Origin of the sequence: Acidithiobacillus sp. 'AMD consortium' (assembly GCF_008926505.1) — a bacterium.
Lineage (GTDB): Bacteria > Pseudomonadota > Gammaproteobacteria > Acidithiobacillales > Acidithiobacillaceae > Acidithiobacillus > Acidithiobacillus ferridurans.
The window spans coordinates 2,266,280-2,286,213 of sequence record NZ_CP044411.1; the positions used below are offsets into that span (position 1 = coordinate 2,266,280).

The window sequence follows — 19,934 nt, forward strand, 5'->3', positions numbered from 1 at the left end:
ATTGACACTCTTTAGCACGCATAATGCGACACCCGCATCCTGCAGGCCCAGGCGAACCAGGAGCCCTTCCTGGACACCTTCTCCATGATCTTGCAGGATGAACTCGACCGGCGCCGATCAAGCCTGATGGAGCGCCGTTACCACAAGTCCGGCCTGGACGAACGCGCCACGCTGACCGACTTCGACTGGCGCTTCAATCCAAAATTGCCCCGTCAGGCCTGCTTCGAACTGCACACCCTCAAGTTTATCGCCGAAGGTCAAAACGCCCTGATCATCGGCAAGCCTGGCACCGGCAAGAGCCACATCGCCAAGGCCGTGGCCTACCAGGCGACCCTGCAAGGCCACGACGTGCGGTATCTGGAGGCCGACGGCATCTTCGCGCGATACGCGCTGGACAGCGGCGCCGATCAGGAGCACCAGCTGCGTCCATTGCTCAACGCCGACCTGGTGGTGCTTGACGACCTGTTCCTGGCTAGGCGTATCAGCGACAGCACTGGCGAGTTGTTGCAAACGCTGATCCACCAGCGCTACAAACTGCGGCGCAGCATCGTCGTGACCTCGAACCGTGTGGTACAGGATTGGGGCAAATACCTGGGAGACAACACGATGGCCACCACCATTCTCGATCGATTGATGCACCGATCGCATTTGCTTGAGTTCGAAGGCAAAAGCTATCGGCTCAAAGAGGCTGTCACGCGACTTGCACAAAACCCCTCAGTCAACTGATAATCTACACGTCCTGCCTGGGGGATTTTGGGTGACCAAAGGTGGGGGATTTTGAAGTGGCCAACGGGGTCCAGCCGGGACACCGGTTGATCCGATATGGGCCGTACCGCATAGTGCGCCATCCTTCTTATACTGGCGCACTGTTGTGTTTTTCCGGGCTGGCTTTGTCCGTAGGCTACTGGGGCACCACCCTCATTATTCTGGTGCCCGTCATTTCGGCCTACCTCTGGCGAATCGCCAAGGAGGAACGCATTCTGACGAATGCCTTCGGAGTTGCCTATCAGGAATATTGCGATCGCACCTACCGGCTCGTTCCTGGGGTCATTTAGCGGTTCCGCATGCAGCCTGCTCCGGCGGATAGCCAGGGCTCCGCCAAAGTCTTCCATAACCCATTGATTCGTCTTATTCCCAGGCACTTCGGATTCACTACAACCTGATGAATACATGGAGGATTCAACGCCGGTCATCGCAAATACCATAGAAATGCGGGAATAAATTCAACCAACCAAAGAGATAGGCGTAAACTTGCCGTAGCCCTGACACTGACCACCTCAGTCGCTCTCAGACTGAACAGTCACCAATAAGGTACCATTGCAGCAACTGGGTGGCTCAATAAATCAGCCTTAACCCCAGAGCTTGGCCGCCATCAGCAGTATGATGATTGCCATCATCACTTTGACCCACAGCTCACCACGCCGACTCATCGTAAGCCCCGTAGCCAACCGTGCGCCTATCATGCCGCCCATGGCGATGACCAAGCCGAGTCTCCAGTGAACTTGCCCCATCCAGGCGAAGATAAGGATAGTAGGCAATGTGTACAACGCGACAATAAGAGTTTTGTAAGCATTCACTTGCGCTATATTCTTGGTGAGCAAATGGCGCAGGGCAAAGATGAAGAGGAAGTCGATACCGAGCTGCATAAAGCCACCGTAAAAGCCCAGCCCCAGCATGGTGGGATACAGCCATGGCGACACCACGCCATCGGAACGTTCAGATTTTTCTGTGGCCTTCGTTGAAAAAAACAGGCTGACCGTCCCCCGGTGTCAGGGTAGTTGTCGCCTCTCTGAAATGGAGTAAGGCATAGACCGGGGGCGGAAAGTTGGTCGATATGAAGCATTATTCAGTAGAACGTAAGGCCGCCGTACTCCGGAAGATGTTGCCGCCCTTGAACCTGTCTGTAGCGGAGTTGGCCCAGCAGGAAGGCATTTCTGACGGGACGCTCTATCATTGGCGCAAGCAGGCAATGGCGGGGGGCGACATGAGTGCGGTGAGCAAGAGGAAGTCCGAAGGCTGGTCTGCCGAGTCCAAGTTGGCGGCGGTGGTGGAGACGGCACTGCTGTCGGAGGTGGAGTTGAGCCAGTATTGCCGGGAGAAGGGACTGTATCCCGAGCAGGTAAAGGCATGGAAGCAGGCCTGCCTCGTTGGGCAGCAGACAGCCTCACAGCGGCAGCAGACGGAGGGTGCCCAAGCCCGCGCGGACCAGAAACGGATCCATGAGCTGGAGCGGGAACTGTGTCGCAAAGACAAGGCCTTAGCCGAGGCAGCAGCGATATTGATCTTGCGAAAAAAATTGAACGCCCTCTGGGGGGACGACGCCGGGGAGAATTAACCCCGGTCCCGGAGCGGCAACAGTTGGTCGCATGGATACAGGAAGCTGCTGACGGTGGAGCCAGCCGGTCGCGGGCCTGCGCAGAAGCAGGCTTATCATTACGCACCGTCCAGCGATGGACAGAGGAGTCGGGAGTGGTGAAGGCAGATGCTCGCACGACGGTCGAACGACCGGCACCCAACAACAAACTCAGTGAGATTGAGGTGCAGGCGGTATTGGACGCCTGCCACCGCCCAGATACCGCACACCTGCCACCGACCCAGATTGTGCCGCGGCTGGCAGATGTGGGGGTTTATCTGGCATCCGAATCCACCTTCTACCGGATCCTCAAGGCCGAAGGTATGGACGCACGACGGGGTCGTGCACACCCTCCCCGTAAGGTGAAGTTACCCACCACCCATACGGCCACCGCAGCCAACACCGTCTGGTCTTGGGATATCACGTACTTGCCGTCGCCGGTGCGTGGGCAGTACTACTACCTCTACCTCTTTGAGGACCTTTACAGCCGCAAGGCGGTGGCCTGGGAGGTCCATACAGAGGAGAGCGGCGACCATGCCGCTGCGCTCATCCAGAGGGGCTTTACGGCGGAGCAATGCTGGCGGCAGCCATTGGTCTTGCACTCCGATAATGGCGCCCCGATGAAATCATCCACCCTACTGGCCAAGCTCTATGATCTGGGGATCACCCCATCCCGGGGCCGACCACGGGTTAGTAACGACAATCCGTATTCAGAGTCGCTGTTCCGGACGCTGAAATACTGCCCACAGTGGCCGGAGAGCGGCTTTGCGAGCCTTGATGCTGCCCGGATCTGGGTGCGTGACTTTATCGCCTGGTACAACCATGAGCATCGTCACAGCCGCATTCGCTTCGTCACCCCCGCCCAGCGTCACCGGGGCGAGGATCATGCACTGCTGGCGAAACGTCATGCGCTCTATGAGGCGGCTAAGGCGAGAAACCCTGCGCGCTGGTCAGGCGGCACACGAAATTGGACACCCGTCGGTGCGGTAGATTTGAACCCGCAACGGCAGGATAAAAAGGCTGCTTAAAAAATGGGTGACGCGACAACTACCTTGACAGACGCCGCCGTGCTGAACGCCAATACGATCACCATAATGCGCTGAAACCAGAAATTGCCGATACGAACACCTGCAATAGCCCCGAGTATGGCTCCTGGCAGGGTCCACAGAGCCAGTTTCACCCCTTTTTTCAAATCCACCAAGTTATGGTGGTAGAAGGTGCGAGCGGCGGTGAAGTTTTCCAAAAGGATGCCAATGCGGTTGGTGCCATTTGCGGTGATGGGGTCGAGGCCCACGAAGATGAGTATCGGTAGGGTCAACATGGATCCAGCACCAGCCAGGACGTTGATAAACCCGGCCCCTACCCCGACAGAAAACAAGACAGGGAGGAGCCACCATTCCGTAGTTAGCGATGGTGTAAGCAAATGTCAGCCTTGGATAGCGTTGACGTAAAGGCCATGATACAGGCTCTGTTTAAACGGAACATAGAGCCATTAAATTCGTTAGTGTCTGCACGGCTACAAATACCGAAGATAAAAAATGAATATTCGTTCAAATGCTTCTTTTACCAAAATCAAATTCTTCGAACGTCGCGGAAAGATATTTCGAAATGGGGGCCTACCATCCTCCGATCTGTGTAGCCACATGGCGTCATTTTTCATGTCCAGTATACAGGAAAGCTCCTGTCTATAAAGATTCACTGGTCCCTTACCACTTAAAACCGCTTTCATATTTTTTGCCGCCGCGCGAGCTCGGAGTTGAGCCATATGGGCTTGATGCGGCACCCATGGCGGTGGGTTTTCGTGATTGGCACAATCTCCTGCGGCAAAAACATGAGCCAACCCCTTTACCTGTCCATATTTGTTTACGTCAATATGGCCGCCAATGGACATGGGAAGGCATGACTTCTGCACAAGCGTTGGTCCCGTTATTTCAGGCGAATAAAGAACTAAATCAACCTTCCTAAACGTGCCATCCTTATCAATCATCCCTCCATCTAAAAATTCTGCCGGCTCATACCCATCGTCAAGGATAATCCCGCGTTCAAGAAGCCGATCGGTTATTGCACCCTTCTCTCCCGGACTTCTATCTGGAGAGAAGAAATGAATCTCGAAATTATCTCTTACCCCTCTTTCTCTCAATGCGTAGTCCAAGAGGCAGGCGCATTCATACATGGGTCCGGGACGTCCGGCAACGAAACCATCCCTCCGGTTAATCCTGTAGCCGACATATATGATACCACCGCTCAGGGATTCCAGCTTTTTTACAAACCCCTCCATATCATCCGGACCATAACATGGCGAATATGTGTAGTCTTCTGTTCCAGGAATATCGTCTTTCCTAAAGGCCGGCCCTATACCAATAAATAGATAATCATTCTTGTATTCTCCATCGTGGGTAATCACGGTTCGTCCGCCGTCTTGTATGTCGATAACCGTGTCCTCAACAAAGCGAATGTTTCGCCGCCTAAGGAATGGACGAATATCAATGGTGACATCTGCTTTGTTTCGCTTCTTGGTGAGAAATTCTGGAATTGCTGGAAAGTAAATAAACTTACCATTCCCGATGACTGTAATATCGTATTTGGAATATATCCTTCGAAGAAAATATGCGATAATGGGAAAGATTGGGATGACAAGAAAATACCCAATGAAAAATAGAGACGCGAATCCATTGCCTATAATCGTGATTTGTTTTTTCATAAAACGCCCGTTCTAGTTGAAGAAAGTGGAGAATTGCGGGCCTATTTCAGGATGCGAACTGACTATAGCCTGCTTGGCGGACTTTCCGACTGAAATATTTGGGATCATTCAGACGGTTATGGCAAACTGCGGCAAAAAACGTTACGAACCATGGAAATGGGTACAGAACGACCGTAAAAACATATTTTTGATATTTTCGGTCATGCCCGCCAGTTTTGATGGCGGCTTTTCAGCAACCTCCTAGTGTCTTGTAGCGCCAAGGTTTACGAGCGCCTCTGCGTGGTTCGGATTGACAGTAAGCGCCTGCAGAAAAGCGGCTTCGGCTTCCTCTGGACAGCCACGCTGGCGAAGTGTGACCCCAAGATTCACCAGTGCGTCAGGCTGGTCCGGTTTGATAGTAAGGGCCTGTCTGAGAATGGCTTCAGCTTCGTCTAATTGGCCTTGTTTGCTGAGGACTGCACTCAAATTTATCAATGCGTCAGTGTACTCTGGTTTAATGGCAACGGCCTGTCGGAGAATGATTTCTGCTTCGTCCCAACGTCCCTGTTTATTGATTGTGACACCCAAGTTTACCAATGCTTCAGCATTGCCCGGCTGGACAGCGAGCGTTTGTCGGAGGATGGTCTCGGCTTCGTCTAAGCAACGCCCTTGTTTGCTGAGGGCGGCACCTAGGTTCATTAATGCCTCTGGATAATCCGGCTTGAAAGTAAGTGCCTGCCGGAGGAGGGTTTCAGCCTCTTCCCATTGGCCTTCATGGCCAAGTGTGACGCCCAGATTCATTAATGCCTCTGGATAATCCGGTTTGATAGCGAGAACCTTCCTGAGGGTGGTCTCGGCCTCATCCATGCGACCTTGATGGCCCAGCGCAACACCGAGCCTCATTAACGCTTCCAAGTAATCTGGTTTGATAGTCAGGGCTTTTCGGAAAGTGGCTATCGCCTCATCCACGCAGTCTTGGTCGCTGAGTATGGCTCCGAGGTTCATTAACGCTTCCGGGTATGCAGGTTTAATGGAAATAGCCTTCCGGAAGGCTATTTCGGCCTCCGAAAGGCACCCCTTTCCTACAGATATTACGCCCAGTATAAATATACTTTCAGCGTTGTCTGGCATTAAAAGTAAAGCCTTCATAATTGTATGTTCAGCATCCGAGTATCTATTCTGATAAAGTAGCAGAACTGATAAATTATGGAGCGCTGCCACATTGCTTTCATTAACATTAAGAGCCTCAGTGAGAACACGTTCGGCATCCAATAAATTACCTTGCCGACGAAGCACTTCACCTAGCATGGCCATTTCAGTTGATGGGTCATTTTTTATGGAGATCAAATTACGTAAAATGTTTTCAACATCTTGCCAGCATTGTAAATTCAGTGCTTGGTTATAAACACCTTCAAACATCAAGGAAAAGTTTTTGTCAATTGCCAATGACCGTTGCAGGGCGTGACTGGCCTCTTGAGTGCGCCCTGTATTGTAAAGCAATACCAGATAATTAGCCCAGGTTTGCCCATTTTTTGGATCCAAACTCAGCGCCGCCTGAAAAAAATCTAACGCTTCATTGACGCGGCCCGTTTGGCTTGCCAGCACCCCCATATTGCTATTAATCTCAGCAGCGTGATTCGGTTGCTCCACAAGAATGTTTCGGTAAAGCTGTTCGGCCTCTTTCAGCCGACCTGTCTGATGATAGTGCACAGCAAGTGACAGCTTTTGACTTGTGATAACAAGTTTTTGATCTCTCTGTTTGCCGGTTGGTGATGAAGGCATCAGTAGCTCCTTCCTGCTAGTAGACGTGTAGTGTTGTAGCATACCCCACCTCATTGTTGCAAAGGCATGCTACAGATCAACGCTGACTCGCTGCTTCTTAAAATAGAAACCCGGTTTCGACAAGGGCCCTAGCCTGTGTAGGATTATTTCCCTGCGGACCAAAGACGTCGCCCTGGGTGTAACTGCTTGCCTGTACGTAGGAGAACTCGGCGCGGGCGAAGAAGTCGTGATCCTGGTAGGTGGGCGTCATGGTGATGGACCATGCCTTACTGCCAGGCCCATACATCAGGTTGATCGCGCCATCGGTGGCGTTGCCGGTGCTCGCAATGTATTCGGCCCGGGCGGCCAGGGTAATGTGGGGGGTGAGGGCATAACTCGCCAGGAGAGCCGCGCCCCTGGTCCCCGTGCTGCGTCCCACGCCGATAGCGGGGTTGGCGGGTACTTGGGTGTACTGGAGGTAGGGCTGAATCATCCATGGACCCGAGCTATAGGTATAGATCAGGTTGTAGATGTCGCTGTTGTTTTGATAAACCGGGGTAGCGAGCGTGGAATAACCCGTCTGCCCCGCATTGCCCATGCCCACGAAGCTCACGGTGTTGGCGGAGTTGATGGCGTAGGACAGGTCGCCGGAAAGCCAGTTGAAGCGATTGGAATAGAAACCATCACTCCATGCGAGAGAGGCGCTCAACGGCCCTACGCTGTAGTTGACTTGCACCCCGCGATTGACGGCGTTTTCCTGATTCCACAACAAACCGCGCTCGATGTTCATATTCTCAAAGGTGAAGGTGTATTCCGCGCCGATCAGGGTGGGGAGTTTGCCGATCAGCACCGAGAAATCCTTGGTGGGGGCGATCTTCAGATAGGCTTGCGGCAATGCGCCGTAATAATCGCTGGTGGTACTCCCCGTAGAAAGGAACGACGTGCCCAGGGCGGGCATGTTGTAGGCACCGGCCTGGAGGAAGAACTGGATCAACCCGTGCGTCTTCTGGATGAATATCTGGCCATTGCTGATATCGGCGCGGGTGAACCGGTCGCTGGGAACCGGGTTGTCCTGCCAGACGCCCATGCCGCTCATTACGCCGGTGATATCCAGCTTTCCGAGTGGACCGGCATCAAACTGAAAAGGAGACGGCGACTGCAGCGGGCCGGTCATCGCTGGCATCGGCAGGGGCGCGGCTTGGACTGTGTCTGGCACCAGTGCCAATGTGGACAAAAACGCGACAGCAAGAATTGTTGAACACTGTTTGCCACTTATGTGGGGATGCTTTGTGGTGGTGAACGTACGCATTAAGGTTGCTCCTTTTTCGTTAAATGACAGAATGCACTAAGCACGATTTGTGCCATATACAACAATACTGTTTTTCAGAGTTGTTAACCTGCAAAAAACAAAGCTTGGAGATGCTTAGTGATGCCGTTGGCGAACCGACATAGATCAAGAGTGCACCGTTGTGGTGATGAATGCACTATTATGGTGCATCATTCTTGGGCAAAAGAGAAACCACACGGGCAGGCACTCCGGGTATCGTCTACCGGGTAGACGATCGATACGATGCAGATACACGCCATCCGGCGTGTTTCCCAAGGGCGCCAAGAGTGTGCGACAAATATCTGGCGGGAACGGCTGGCGAATGAGCTGTCCAGCCCCGCCAGGGAGCGCTGCGCCACGGGAAAGCGGTACGGCTGCTCGGAATTGTGTACCATGTGGCAGATTGACCAAGACAACCCAGGCAAAAAATAAGTGGGGTATCCATACAAATGCGGCGATGCTAGCATTTTCGGATGGAGAGCCCGAAGCTGCAACGTCGGCCAGTGGCCGGTAAGGATTACCCCAAGAACTACGCAGACTTTCTCTGCTGGTTCCCTGATGATGCCGCTTGCCTCAATTATCTTGACTGGCTCCGTTGGCCGGACGGCTTTTCGTGTCCTGAGTGCTCCGGCAACGCAGGGTGGCGCATGAGCGATAGCCGATGGTGGTGCAAGGCATGTCGGCGCCGTGTATCTGCCACGGCTGGCACCATCTTTCATCACACGAAAACACCCCTTACGGTATGGTTCGCGACCGCCTGGCACATGACTGCGCCGAAGAACGGGGTGTCCGCCAAAACCCTCCATCGCCTTCTTGGATTCGGCTCCTACCAGACTGCCTGGGCGATGCTTCACCGCTTCCGCTCCGCCATTGGTCACGCCGAGCATGATCGACTGTCCGGCGATGTCGAAGTGGATGAGACCATGATTGGCGGCGTTCGGCCTGGGAAGCGCGGCCGCGGGGCTGCTGGCAAGGCCCTTGTCGCGGTGGCGGTTGAACAGACGCAGCCCAAAGGATTTGGCCGGTGCCGAATTCAGGTCATCCCCAATGCCGAAACTGACGCTCTGCGATCCTTTCTCCTGGCTCATGTTGAGCCCGGCTCCACGATCCATACTGACGGACTGGCATCCTATCCAGGAGCAGCCGGGATCGATTACGCCCACCAAAGTACCCCCATCAAGGGTTCCGGCAAAGATGCGCACGAAGTACTCCCAGGAGTGCACCGAGTCGCCGCTCTCGTAAAAAGGTGGCTGATGGGCACCCATCAAGGGTCGATTGGCGCCGACCACTTGCAGGCCTACCTGAATGAATTCGCCTTCCGCTTTAATCGCAGAGGATCGCGTGCCAGGGGAATGCTCTTCTACCGGCTTCTTCAGCAGTCGGTTGCCATGCACCCGATGTCCTTTCGCGACCTCGTGGCCAACCCAAAGCCAAGAAAGGCTGGGCAAGATCGGCCAGTGCCGCCCGGCGTGCGCCGCGCAGCCCCCCCGTCGCTGCATGTGCCGACACCGACAAATCCTTGGCGTAGCTAAATCGCCGCATTTGTATGGATACCCCACAAAAATAATGACTTTCTCCTATGACGCCACGATAGAAAAGCTTCGGCAAACCCCGGCGGGGCGAGAGGCTTCCATGTATGGACCCCTTCGTGACCTGTTTGTCCATGTTCTTGGTTATCCCGCCACGGATATCGATATTGATACCGTCGGCGAAATGGGGCGGCCTGACTTGACGGTCGAGGCGCCTTACGGCTTTGTGGACGCGATGGGACGGGAAGCAAAGATAGGGTGGATAGTTGTGGAGGTCAAAGATGAGCGAGGCTGCTTCAGACACGGATCAGCCCTGCGCCACCGGGCCAAGCGCCGCGACACGTTCGGCCACTGTCTGCGCAACGCGGATCAGGGCCTCCACCAGCGCATCGTCCACATCCAGATCGCCTTCGTATTCGGCCAAGTTGCGCTTGTTGTGCGCCTGATCGAGCACCCGCCATTGCGCGGCTTCCAGCGCGAGCGTGTGCGTCAAGCACTGGAACACCAGATAGCGGTTCTCGGAACGGTAACCACGCCAGCGCAGCGCCGCCAGCGACAAGGCATGCGCCGCGTTGTAGGCCAGATCGAAACGGCTCTCGAGGGAAAGCGCGGCATTCTCCGCATCGCGCAGGCGCACCTGGCCCGAACGAACCAGGCCATCGAACTCCGCCTGTGCCGGCGGTTCAGCCTTGAGCTTGCCGATGCGAACCAGGTTATCCAGCGGCGAGGAGGTCATCGTGGTCTTCCGTCAGTCGGATTGTTTCGCCGGCCAGCACTTTGGTGAGAAAAGGATTATTGCTTGTCTGGCGGCGGCGGAACTCCGCCACGCTATACAAGGTCGGGCTGACGCGGCGGCCAAGCTGCTGCTCCACCGGCGTCAACACCGTATAGACCAGCTCCAGCGTCAGCACGTCGGACACCAGCAACAGATCAATATCGCTGTGGGCCGTGTCGCTGTGGCTGGCCACCGAGCCGTAAACCAGCGCCAAGCGTATCTGGTCGCCAAGCGGCACCAGCGCCGCGCGCAACACTTCCACCGGTCCCAGCGTCTTGGTCACGATGCCGCACAACTCCTGGAAAATTGGCGCCGCCGGATTGGCTTGGTAATGCTTCTGGCTGCCGAGTCGCGTCACCGTCACCAGCCCGCTCTCAACCAGCCGCCGAACCTCGCGCTGCACCGCGCCCGACCCGGCGCCAACCAAGCCGATCAGCTCGTTGGTAAAGAAACTGCGTTCCGGCTGGCCAAACAGCAGCGCCAGCACACGCTGTTGCGTCGCCGAAAACAGCGCATCGGCAAGACCAGTCCGCGCCCGAACAGGTGCGCGCTGCCCGACGGAACGCGGTTTGAGAGGCTTGATTGTGTTTTTTATACCCATTTCGGGCATGTTAATACCCTTTTTGGGTATAAGACAAGGGTTCCAGCCCACTTTATATTCAAGTTTTTTGAGGGGGTTTACCCCCTGACCCTCACGCCACGTGACCGTCAGCATATCCAAAACCATCAATATCTCTGACCGTACCCAGTTGGATATGGTCAGAGTTTCACGCGCTTCTTGGTCGGTGTTGAAGATCTCCGGTACCCCATAACGACGAAGGACCTCTTGCAGGGGCATTCACGCAAAAGCTTCGTGGGGCGGTTGTTGATTTGCTCTGCTACCTGCTGTCACGGGTCGCCAATACATACCGATATCTAACCGGCAGACAGCCCAGCTCCCTATAACCTTCATGTCAACCTACGGAGATCCCTATGCTTTCCATTCACGCCAAAAAAGGCTCCACCGCCGAACACGTCGCCCAGATCGCGGACTACCCCGACGAACAGCTGGAGCAGCGGCCCGAGCAGCAGAACCGTCCGGGGGCCGGCACTGGTGCCATCGAGGATTACTACAGCCAGAGCAACGGCGGCACGCCCAGCATCTGGGTCGGCTCCGGCGCGGAGGCCATTGGCCTGGCTGGCCAAGCCGTGGAACACGAGACCATGACCCGCCTCCTGCAGGGCCTTCATCCCGATGATGGTCGGGCTCTGGTGGACAAGGCTGGCCCGCAGCGCCGCTATGGCTATGACCTGACTTTTTCCGCACCCAAGAGCGTATCGATCGTCTGGGCGGTGGCCGATCGGGATCTCCGCGAGGCCATCGCCGCCGCCCATGACGCGGCCGTGGCACAGGCATTGCGGCACATCGAGACGCATCTGCCGGTCGCCCGCCGCGGACACGCCGGAGAGGAACGCGAGCTCGCGCACCTGATCGCCGGTGTCTATCGCCATGCCAGCAGCCGCGAACAGGATCCGCAGATCCACTCCCACGCCCTGCTCATGAACCTGGCGCAACGGCTGGACGGGACCTGGGGCGCCATCGAATCCTGGGAGCTCTACCGCCACAAGATGGCCCTGGGCGCCCTCTACCGAGCCGTCCTCGCACAACGGCTCCAGGAAATGGGCTTCGGTATCGAGCGGGATGGGGACAGCTTTCGTATCCTGGGGGTTTCCGAGGATGCGGAACGGGAATTTTCCCGGCGACGCCAGCAGATCGAGAAACTTCTGTTGGCGCGCGGGCGCAGCAACGCCGAAGCCGCCGCGTTGGCCACCCTGGATACGCGCCGGCGCAAGGAGGTGATCGACCGGGCCATCCTCGCCGCCGACTGGCGGGAGCGTGCCGCCCATTATGGCCTGAGCGCGGAAACCGTGCAGGCATTGCGCCAGGGCTTGCTCGCCGCTTCCTATGACCGAGCCGCGGTATTGCGGGATCTCACCGCCCATGATTCGACCTTCGAAGAGCGGCACATCTGGCACCGGGTGGCCGTCGCGGCACAGGCCTGCGGCATGGGCTATGACGAGATCCGCGCCGAAGTGGCGCAGCTCCGGCGGGATGCCGAGATCGTTCCCCTGCAAGCCCCCGGACCGGCCCGTTTCACGACCCGGGAGATGCAGGCCATCGAGCGGCGGATGGTCACCGATGCCCAGGCATTGGCCGCCGTGGACTGGCACCTGGTGGACGGCGCCACGGTGCGGCGCGCCATCGAGGAGGCCGACCGGGACGCGCGGCAAAAAGGCTTCTCTCTCTCGGAGGAGCAGCGCCGGGCCATCTGGCATATCACCCACCGGATCGGCGCCCTGCAGATGATCCAGGGCCACGCCGGCGCCGGCAAGACCACCATGCTCGACGCCGCGCGGCGGGCCTGGGAGGCCGCGGGGTTTCGGGTGCACGGCGCCGCCATCGCCAAGAAAGCGGCGCATGGACTTTTCCATGGCGCCAATATCGACAGCCAGTCCCTGGCGGCCCTCCTGCTGTCCCTGAAGCCGGGCGAGGATCCGGTCACCGGGGAACCGATCCCGCCTACGCGCACCTTGGGCGCCAGGGACGTGATCGTCATCGACGAGGCCGGCATGGTCGGTTCCCGCATGATGCAGGCGCTCCTCGCCCAGGTGCGGGCATCCGGCGCCAAGCTGGTCCTGGTCGGCGACATCGCCCAACTCCAGGCCATCGACGCCGGCGGGGCATTCCGGGCGCTCCAGAAAACAGGCACGGATGCCGTGGCCTACCTGAAGGAGAACCTGCGACAGCGGGGAGAAAAAGCGGAGGACATGAAGAAAGTCGTGGCGCTCACCCGTCAGGGCGATGCGGCAAAGGCACTGGAAATCCTTGATCGCCATGGCCTCATCGAAATCGCCGACGGCTGGCCGGAGGCGGCGGCCATGGCCGTCGGGCGATGGGCGAATCTCTACGATGCCGGGCGGCCGCAGGAGGCTTTGCTACTGGCGGCCACCAACGCCGCCACCGAAACCCTCAATGCACTCGCCCGCCATGCGTTGAAGAGCCGGGGCCTGCTCGATGACCGCCCAGCCGTCACCATCACCGTGCGCGACCGCCAGGGCAAGAGCCTCGGCCAGCGCGAGATCGCCCTGGGCGAGCGTCTGGTCTTCCGGGCCAACCGGAACCATGCCGGGATCCTCAACAACGAGGCGGGGACCGTTACCGCGCTCAGCGAGGGCTTTCATGGCCCGGAGATCACCATCCGCAAGGACGACGGCGGCGAGATCACCATCATTCCCGGACAGCCCGTCCCGGAGGGTCGGCCGGAGCGGCAAATCTCGCCAGGGGCGGGCTACGCCCAGATCGAGTACGCCTACGCCGGCACCACCCACCGCAATCAGGGCACCACCGCCGATCACGTCGTGGTCTTCGCCGACGGCAGCATGGAGAGCCGCGAGAAAGCCTACGTGGATCTGTCCCGCATGCGGCACACCACCGCCGTGGTCTTTGCCCGCCCGGACATCGAGAATGACCTGGCGGAACTCGGCATGGAGCCGGAGGTGCAGGGTTTCGATGCCATCAAAAAGATCATTGGCGCCATGAGCCGGTCGCAGCAAAAGGATACCAGCCTGGACTATGCGGGAACCGATAAGCTTGAGCTTGAGCCTGAAACAGGCGCGACAGAACCGACTCTGGCATCCCTGCCGCATCGGGGACGCGCCGCTTTGTGATATCGGGATTGCGGGAGCAGTGGAACGTACAACCCGGCCCAACCGCTCCCGTCACTGCTGATGCTCGACGAACCGTTGCCGGATCACATCGGCGATCTCGTTCTGGGTGGAAAGCGGCAGATGCGTCAGGATAGGCCTCCGCCCAACGCCGGGAAGGCCATCGCGATCAGCAACCAGGCGAGGCAGAACAGGGATATCATTGCGGCCATCGGCGCTGGCGCGAAGCGCCCCCAAGCCACCCGATGCCAGAGCTTGGCAACGAGCCAGCTCAGCGCCCCCGAAACGAGCAGACTCTTGGACGCGGGATGCGGGATGGGGAGCACAAGCCACCTGAAAACCAGCAGCGCGCCCGCCAGCCATAATATCCATGGGTTGTTGCGCAGTATCCATTGTATCATGTCCGTCCCTCCTCCTCCGATCCCGTGCCGTGTTCCGCTCCGGACTACTGCCCGCCCGTCTGGGACGGCTTCCGCCTGGGCCGGAACTGTTGCTGAATGTTCCCCTTCGTTTTCTCGCCACCGCCGTGCGTGTCCTGGGTGGCCTTCTTCCCGCCCCGGTCGCCGCCCGATCCGCCGATCCAGGTCAGAATCCAGGCCGGCAACTCGTGGATGAGACCGAAGGACATGGTGGTGATCACCACCAACAACACAATATATAGTATGGCTTCACCGATCGCGTCAAACAGGCCCATGAAACCGCCCGAGCCATTGACGAAGGTCGAGAGCACCGCCCCGCCGATGGTCCTGTCGAGCAGCCAGGAGGCCCCATACAGGATCCCCGTCCCGGCCATCAGGCCGATGACCATCAACACCGGCGTCAGGACCACCGTATTCAGCATCATCCAGCCCCGGGCGCCCATGCCGACGACCTCGTGCCCTTCCGGACTGGCATGGAATGCCGCCCACAAGGGTGCTGCGAAGACGGCCTCCACAAACAGGATCAACAGACTGATGATGGCCGTGATCCAGATGAAGAACGGAATGAGCGGGATCCATACCGAGAGGAAAACGCCCAGGGCGAACAGCACCTCCGCGAGAGTCTGCAGGAGATTGAGTATCGGCTTGGCCATCTTGGCCGCGGCCCCGGCAACCTGGCTCACCAGCGGGACATCGCCGGTGATGCCGCTCTCGGAACCTTCCGCCGCGCCTTTCGCGCCGTCTCCCGCGATCGCCATGGAAAACGCCTCCTCGCCCGCGGCTTCCAGCAGATAGCCTTCATTCTGGATACCGACCAGCGGATTGACGTTGCGCGGCTCCTTCGCCGCCCAGGTGAGCGACTGGGCGATGCGGTAGTCCAGATAGGTCGCGACACCGCTCAAGCCGCCGGGCGTATGCATGGCGCCCATGCCCGCGGTTCCCGTGTTCTGGGGCGCCAGATAACTGTCGCCGTTGTCCATGATGAAATGGATGAGGCGCACCTGGGAGCTGTGATAGCGCCCGTCGAAGAGCAATCCCCCCAACTCTCCCGGTCCCCCGAGCGTATTGTAGGTGCCGGTGTTGTTGATGGCGTTCTGGGCCACTTCGTTGAGCTTCATCATCCGCCACCACCACTCTCCGGCGGTGGCGAAGCCCTGGCTGTTCACCTTGGCGATAAATCCCTGCTCCACGGGCTTTTCGATGGCATCGATCTCCTGCACGCCTTCGGTCACCAGGGAGTTGGCATAGCTGTCCAGGGCGCTGTCATACGCCGGCACCGAAGGCGTGCCGCCCATCACGATCGCTTGCGCCACCGGATTCAGCTTGCTGGCCAGTTGCGGGACGAGCTGGGCGTTGATCCGGTAAATGGCATTGTCGATCTGGGCGTGGGTGCCGTTCCCGCTGGCGCCCGACGCGTAGGTCACCGATCCGCAGACATCCGCGAAGGGCGCATCGAGCGCGCTGGCGATGGTCATGGACGGCAGGGTCCAGACCTGGGAGGTGTAGGCCGTTGCCCAGGGATGCGCGGTCTGGCCATAGCCGACGGCATCCGCGATGTTGCTCAGGGAGTTCCAGACATCGGCGCTGGCATCGGCGGCGAAATTCGCGCGCGTTTGCTGTTCGACGCCACCGCCGTTCCCGGTCGCGAACGCCGCGACGCCCAACAGCGCGTTCGTCCGGATATTGTAGTTGACGGCGGCTGCGCAGCTTTCCGCCGTCATGATGCCCACCGCCAGGTTCCGGACATGGGATGGACTGACCACGACGCCGCCGATGGGATCCTGGACGATGTATTTGGCCGACAGACTCCAGGCATTGTCGGCGACCCCCACCGCGTTGCCCTCCAGCCAGATCATGATGCCCTGCACCGCCGAATAGCCGCCGTTGAAGACCGGCAGGATCATCGCCACCGCGAGGGCCATGCGGAACGAGATCCACAGGGCCGACCAGCGTTTGCCCATCCACTGCCCTTCGTGCGCGGTCTTGAGGATGCCGACAAAGATCACATAGGCCACCCAGAAGCCGGCGAAGAACAGGACGATCTGGTTGAACCAGCCCAACAGGACCGACACCGGGGTGGTGGTGCCGTTGCCGATGCCGGTGGCGTCGTGGACGATCGGCCCGAGAATCCAGGACAGGGTGTTCATGAACAGGTCCGTGGAGGGCGGCGCCCAATACAGGCTCGCGGCCTGGGTGGGTCCGGAGAGGCCGATCAGGCCGACCAGCAGTAATCCCGGAAACCAGCGCGAACGTTTACCCGGCAATTTCATGCCTCACTGTCCTCGCGGCCGCTGCCCGTGAACCGCTCCATACACCGGGGACTCCGCCGTGGGCGCGGGGGCCGGCGCAGGGCCCAGACCGGGCTCCGGTGCGGGATCCGTGGCCGGCTCCGGTGATGGCCCGGCGGCCGCTTCCGAACCCAGCAGCAGATCCAGCGCCCAGCCCAGATGCAGAATGCCCCCCGTCGGCAGGATGGCCTCCTCGATCAGGCCTTCCGGACCGGATTCGCCGGGCTTCGCCTCTCTCGATGGGGTGTCGCGCGGGTCGTTCTCGTTCATGATGGTCCTCCAGCGGTCGGCAGGATGAGATGGGGAGACAGCGCAAAAGAGCCGATGGCCAGGGCGGCCGGATAGCCGTTGTCGCCGATGCTCGACCCGGCCCCGGGCGGCATCTTGCGCCACACGACGCGCACCGTGGTCTCGTAGGTGTGCGTGACGAAACTTCCGGTCACGCCGCGGCCGACCGTCACCTGCAGGGGAAAGATCACCTGCCAGTAGTACGGCTTCCGCCGTACCGTCACCGGCGCGTCGAACGGCAACGAAGCACCGATCTTCAGGCTGTGCGGGCGATTGCTGACCCGGGCATCCCGCAAAAACGCGCGGTACCGTTGATACGCCTGCGGCGTGAAATCCCGCCGCACGGCCCGCTGCATCGCGTGCCAGCCGAAGGGCCCGCCGATCTCCAGCGCCGTGTTGCTGATGCTATTCTCGGCAAAATCGATGATGGTCCGATCACTGATGGTTTTCGGGATGGGGAGAAGCCCGACAGAGCCTCTCGATGCCGGCGCGGTGATGGCCAACGGCGGGACGGCTTCCGCCTTCTGCCGTTGATCTGGCCAAAGCGCTACCGCGCCCGCGATCACCGCAACCGCGGCGCCTGTGATACCCGTGATCCATACCCATTTTTTCATATCCAATCTCCGTTTACTGAGGCGGGTCACTTTTTATGGAGGTGCATGACCGGCCAGCGCGGGGCTGCCAGCGCGGCCTCGATGACCAGAGCCATCAGCACGACGCCGGCCACGCCAACCGCAAAAACGGGAATCCAGGCGATCGCGTTCATGCAGGCTCCTTCATTGATTGCCGCCGTTGTTGGCGGTGATGCGGTTCATGGTGTTCACCACGGGGCGATATTCGACTTCGGTCTGCTGGGCCAGTTGTGCCGCCTCCAGCGCGGCGAGCTGGGTACGCTCCTGAAAGGCGATGTACTGGTATTGCAGGTTCTGCGCGAGCAGCAGGACGATCTCGCGCTGCAGAGCGGCCCCGGAAAGCTTGGCGATGTCGAGATACCATTGCGGGTTGCCCACTTCTCCCCGGTACTCATAGGCAAAGACCTGATCGAGGGAGGCGTTCTTGGGGAGCTGGACGCCCAGGTGCTGCAGCGATCGATCCAGGGATTGCCCCAGGCCGTGAATAGGCGTGTGCAGCGCTGCGATCTGGCGCAACGTGGTTTGCGCCAGGCTCATGCGCGCGGCATAGGACAGCTTCATGCCCACGGCGGCCTTGCCGGCCGGCGTTTGGTAGGTGTTCTTGTTCAGCACCCGGACCGGCAGGGTGTCGGTCAGGTTGTGAATGAGCGCCGCCCGGGCGATGGCATCCGTTTTGGGATTCTGCGGTGCCTGCAGTCCGTGGGTGCCGAGCAGCGTGGTTCCGGCGATGTCCGCGTTGGGATCCACCGCGGTCGGCTGGTCGCAGATCCCCTCCCCTGCCTCGACCTGGCTGCAAAAATACAGGTTGTGGAGATTCCAGGACTTGTCCGGACCGGCGGTGGCATGCAACACCGTCAGGCCCGCCGCCGCGGATTGCGCCACGGACTGCGCGCCGGAAATGGGATTGCCATCACCAAAGGCCCCGTTCGCACCAGCCACCGAAGACGACAGGCTCTGCGCCGAACTGCCCGAGCACGGGACATTCGCGGGCATCTGGCTGTTCGCCTGCTCCTTGGCCATGGCCTGGGCGGTACTGGCGTTGCGGATGTTGCGGGACAGGGTATAGCCCAGCCAGGAGATGTCGGCGCGGATCTGGTGCCCCAGGGCCTGGATGTTCTGTTGGGAGGCGAAGCCGCCGCCGCCCGTGAAAATGTTGGTGCAGCCGCCGCCTTCCCCGACGGGATAGCACTGTACCTGGCCAGAGACTCCCGACGTGGAGGGGATGTATCGGGAATACGGCGGATTGCCCAGGTAGGTGATGCTCCCGCCCCAGTTGCCAAAACTGGCTCCGCTGTCGGGCACGGGATTCCCCGTTACCGCTCCCGGCGTTCCGGCCCAGGCCAGGGGCATTCCCAGCGCAAGGGCCACCGCCGCCGCTAATAGGGTCTTATTGGAAGAGATTCTGGAAATTCGCATTGCCGGCGCCTCCCTGGGCATCGTTGATGGCAGTCTGGACTGCGGACGGGTTCGTGAGCGCTGTCCATTGCACAGCGGTGGCATTGATGCCGACGGTGCCGCCCGTGCTGCCGCACGCGCTCTGGGCGGAACCGAACAGCGTTTGCAGGAGCTGAACGATCTGGCTGCCGCCGTTCACGTTGCCCAGCAACTGGTCGAGTTCATCGAGCATCGTCCCGTAGTTGCCGAGCTGGTTTTCACAGGCGACGTTCTTGTAGACATGCGTCACGCTGTTGGCCGGGATGGGCTTTTGCGCATCGATCTGGGTCAGGGCCTGCTGCATCGCCGCCGCCTGGGCGGCCTGGCAATTCGCACAGTCACACGCCAGGGCATCGGGCGTGGTGAGCAAAGCCGTCAGAGGCAATATCCAGTACCACCAGTATCCGCGGCGCTTCATGTCCCCGCCTCCGGTTGCAGCTGCAACGCCTTCTCGATCATCCTGGTGATCTCCGGTTGCCGCATCTGCTCGACCTGCCGCAGGATCAACAGGGCGTCCCCTTCGGACTTAGCCACCTCGCGTGCCGCCGCGCTCCCCCCGGCCGGCACGGCGCGCGCCAGCCGCCAGCGTTTCTGAAAATCCAGGGCCACATGGACCGGGGCGTAGGCCGCCAAGGTCTTGAAGTCCCCGCGCCGGTCATCCGGCAGGGATTGCAGCGTGGAAAGGGAATCCGCCAGTACGGCGGGGCCGTCATCGTCCGGCATGTCGGGATGCATCGCTTCCT

20 protein-coding genes are annotated in these 19,934 nt (G+C 59.3%); 5 read left to right on the forward strand and 15 right to left on the reverse strand.

Features of this window, described 5'->3' with window-relative positions; genetic code table 11:
• Positions 1 to 39: 39 nt before the first annotated feature.
• Complete coding sequence (istB, locus tag F6A13_RS11795; RefSeq protein WP_318833320.1) at positions 40 to 726, forward strand: IS21-like element helper ATPase IstB; 687 nt, start codon at positions 40 to 42, stop codon at positions 724 to 726.
• A 41-nt stretch (positions 727 to 767) separates the two neighbouring features.
• Entirely contained in the window at positions 768 to 1,055 is a 288-nt protein-coding gene (locus tag F6A13_RS11800) for a methyltransferase family protein (RefSeq protein WP_151528277.1), read from the forward strand.
• A 294-nt stretch (positions 1,056 to 1,349) separates the two neighbouring features.
• Here F6A13_RS11800 and F6A13_RS11805 read toward each other — a convergent pair whose 3' ends face one another.
• Positions 1,350 to 1,751, reverse strand: a complete 402-nt coding sequence (locus tag F6A13_RS11805) for a sulfite exporter TauE/SafE family protein (RefSeq protein WP_151528278.1) — start codon at positions 1,749 to 1,751, stop codon at positions 1,350 to 1,352.
• Positions 1,752 to 1,834: 83 nt separating this feature from the next.
• On the opposite strand from F6A13_RS11805, the gene F6A13_RS11810 reads away from it, so the two are divergent.
• Positions 1,835 to 3,381 (forward strand): IS3 family transposase gene (locus F6A13_RS11810; RefSeq protein ID WP_151528279.1). Its coding sequence is split into 2 segments (ribosomal slippage): positions 1,835 to 2,297 and positions 2,297 to 3,381, totalling 1,548 coding nucleotides; the frame shifts between segments, so codons are not numbered across the junction.
• On the opposite strand, the gene F6A13_RS11815 is transcribed toward F6A13_RS11810, so the two are convergent.
• The 4 genes from F6A13_RS11815 to F6A13_RS11830 all read right to left on the reverse strand — a co-directional run bounded on the left by F6A13_RS11815 (position 3,378) and on the right by F6A13_RS11830 (position 8,103).
• Complete coding sequence (locus F6A13_RS11815) at positions 3,378 to 3,731, reverse strand: sulfite exporter TauE/SafE family protein (protein ID WP_225981821.1); 354 nt, start codon at positions 3,729 to 3,731, stop codon at positions 3,378 to 3,380. The two genes, F6A13_RS11810 and F6A13_RS11815, sit on opposite strands and share 4 nt — an antisense overlap.
• Positions 3,732 to 3,869: 138 nt before the next feature.
• Positions 3,870 to 5,054 (reverse strand): NAD(P)/FAD-dependent oxidoreductase, encoded by a 1,185-nt coding sequence (locus tag F6A13_RS11820; protein WP_151528280.1) that lies wholly within the window; start codon positions 5,052 to 5,054, stop codon positions 3,870 to 3,872.
• A 240-nt stretch (positions 5,055 to 5,294) separates the two neighbouring features.
• Complete coding sequence (locus tag F6A13_RS11825) at positions 5,295 to 6,815, reverse strand: tetratricopeptide repeat protein (protein WP_151528281.1); 1,521 nt, start codon at positions 6,813 to 6,815, stop codon at positions 5,295 to 5,297.
• Between the two features lie 97 nt (positions 6,816 to 6,912).
• The gene (locus F6A13_RS11830; protein WP_151528282.1) at positions 6,913 to 8,103 is read right to left on the reverse strand and encodes a porin; all 1,191 of its coding nucleotides are present in this window, start codon (positions 8,101 to 8,103) and stop codon (positions 6,913 to 6,915) included.
• A 491-nt stretch (positions 8,104 to 8,594) separates the two neighbouring features.
• Between F6A13_RS11830 and F6A13_RS11835 the strand changes: the two genes are divergently transcribed.
• Positions 8,595 to 9,653, forward strand: coding sequence for an IS1595 family transposase (locus tag F6A13_RS11835; protein ID WP_151528283.1), 1,059 nt, complete (start codon positions 8,595 to 8,597; stop codon positions 9,651 to 9,653).
• Positions 9,654 to 9,957: 304 nt separating this feature from the next.
• Here the strand turns inward: F6A13_RS11835 and F6A13_RS11840 are convergent, their stop codons facing one another.
• Together F6A13_RS11840 and F6A13_RS11845 are read right to left on the reverse strand one after the other, a co-directional pair.
• A complete protein-coding gene (locus tag F6A13_RS11840) occupies positions 9,958 to 10,386 on the reverse strand; it encodes a hypothetical protein (protein ID WP_151528284.1) in 429 nt (142 codons plus the stop codon).
• The gene (locus tag F6A13_RS11845) at positions 10,364 to 11,263 is read right to left on the reverse strand and encodes a hypothetical protein (protein WP_225981823.1); all 900 of its coding nucleotides are present in this window, start codon (positions 11,261 to 11,263) and stop codon (positions 10,364 to 10,366) included. Before F6A13_RS11845 ends, F6A13_RS11840 begins: the two co-directional genes overlap by 23 nt.
• Before the next feature lie 134 nt (positions 11,264 to 11,397).
• Here F6A13_RS11845 and mobF point away from each other — a divergent pair, with 134 nt between their 5' ends.
• Positions 11,398 to 14,133 carry a MobF family relaxase gene (gene mobF / locus F6A13_RS11850; protein WP_151528285.1) on the forward strand — a complete coding sequence of 912 codons (2,736 nt, stop codon included), beginning with the start codon at positions 11,398 to 11,400 and terminating at the stop codon, positions 14,131 to 14,133.
• 125 nt (positions 14,134 to 14,258) lie between these two features.
• On the opposite strand, the gene F6A13_RS11855 is transcribed toward mobF, so the two are convergent.
• From F6A13_RS11855 to F6A13_RS11885, 8 genes are read right to left on the reverse strand one after another with little or no spacing between them, the layout of a single operon-like run.
• The gene (locus F6A13_RS11855) at positions 14,259 to 14,531 is read right to left on the reverse strand and encodes a hypothetical protein (protein WP_151528286.1); all 273 of its coding nucleotides are present in this window, start codon (positions 14,529 to 14,531) and stop codon (positions 14,259 to 14,261) included.
• 44 nt (positions 14,532 to 14,575) lie between these two features.
• A complete protein-coding gene (locus F6A13_RS11860; RefSeq protein ID WP_151528287.1) occupies positions 14,576 to 16,819 on the reverse strand; it encodes a DotA/TraY family protein in 2,244 nt (747 codons plus the stop codon).
• Between the two features lie 3 nt (positions 16,820 to 16,822).
• Positions 16,823 to 17,107: a hypothetical protein gene (locus F6A13_RS11865; RefSeq protein ID WP_151528288.1), complete on the reverse strand. Its 285-nt coding sequence runs from the start codon at positions 17,105 to 17,107 to the stop codon at positions 16,823 to 16,825.
• Positions 17,104 to 17,739 carry a hypothetical protein gene (locus F6A13_RS11870; protein WP_151528289.1) on the reverse strand — a complete coding sequence of 212 codons (636 nt, stop codon included), beginning with the start codon at positions 17,737 to 17,739 and terminating at the stop codon, positions 17,104 to 17,106. The genes F6A13_RS11865 and F6A13_RS11870 overlap by 4 nt, the downstream gene beginning before the upstream one ends.
• Positions 17,740 to 17,765: 26 nt before the next feature.
• A complete protein-coding gene (locus tag F6A13_RS15860) occupies positions 17,766 to 17,891 on the reverse strand; it encodes a hypothetical protein (protein ID WP_264158125.1) in 126 nt (41 codons plus the stop codon).
• Between the two features lie 10 nt (positions 17,892 to 17,901).
• Positions 17,902 to 19,173, reverse strand: coding sequence for a hypothetical protein (locus tag F6A13_RS11875; protein ID WP_151528290.1), 1,272 nt, complete (start codon positions 19,171 to 19,173; stop codon positions 17,902 to 17,904).
• Positions 19,145 to 19,609, reverse strand: a complete 465-nt coding sequence (locus F6A13_RS11880; protein WP_151528291.1) for a hypothetical protein — start codon at positions 19,607 to 19,609, stop codon at positions 19,145 to 19,147. The genes F6A13_RS11875 and F6A13_RS11880 overlap by 29 nt, the downstream gene beginning before the upstream one ends.
• Complete coding sequence (locus F6A13_RS11885) at positions 19,606 to 19,926, reverse strand: hypothetical protein (RefSeq protein ID WP_151528292.1); 321 nt, start codon at positions 19,924 to 19,926, stop codon at positions 19,606 to 19,608. The genes F6A13_RS11880 and F6A13_RS11885 overlap by 4 nt, the downstream gene beginning before the upstream one ends.
• Positions 19,927 to 19,934 lie beyond the last annotated feature (8 nt).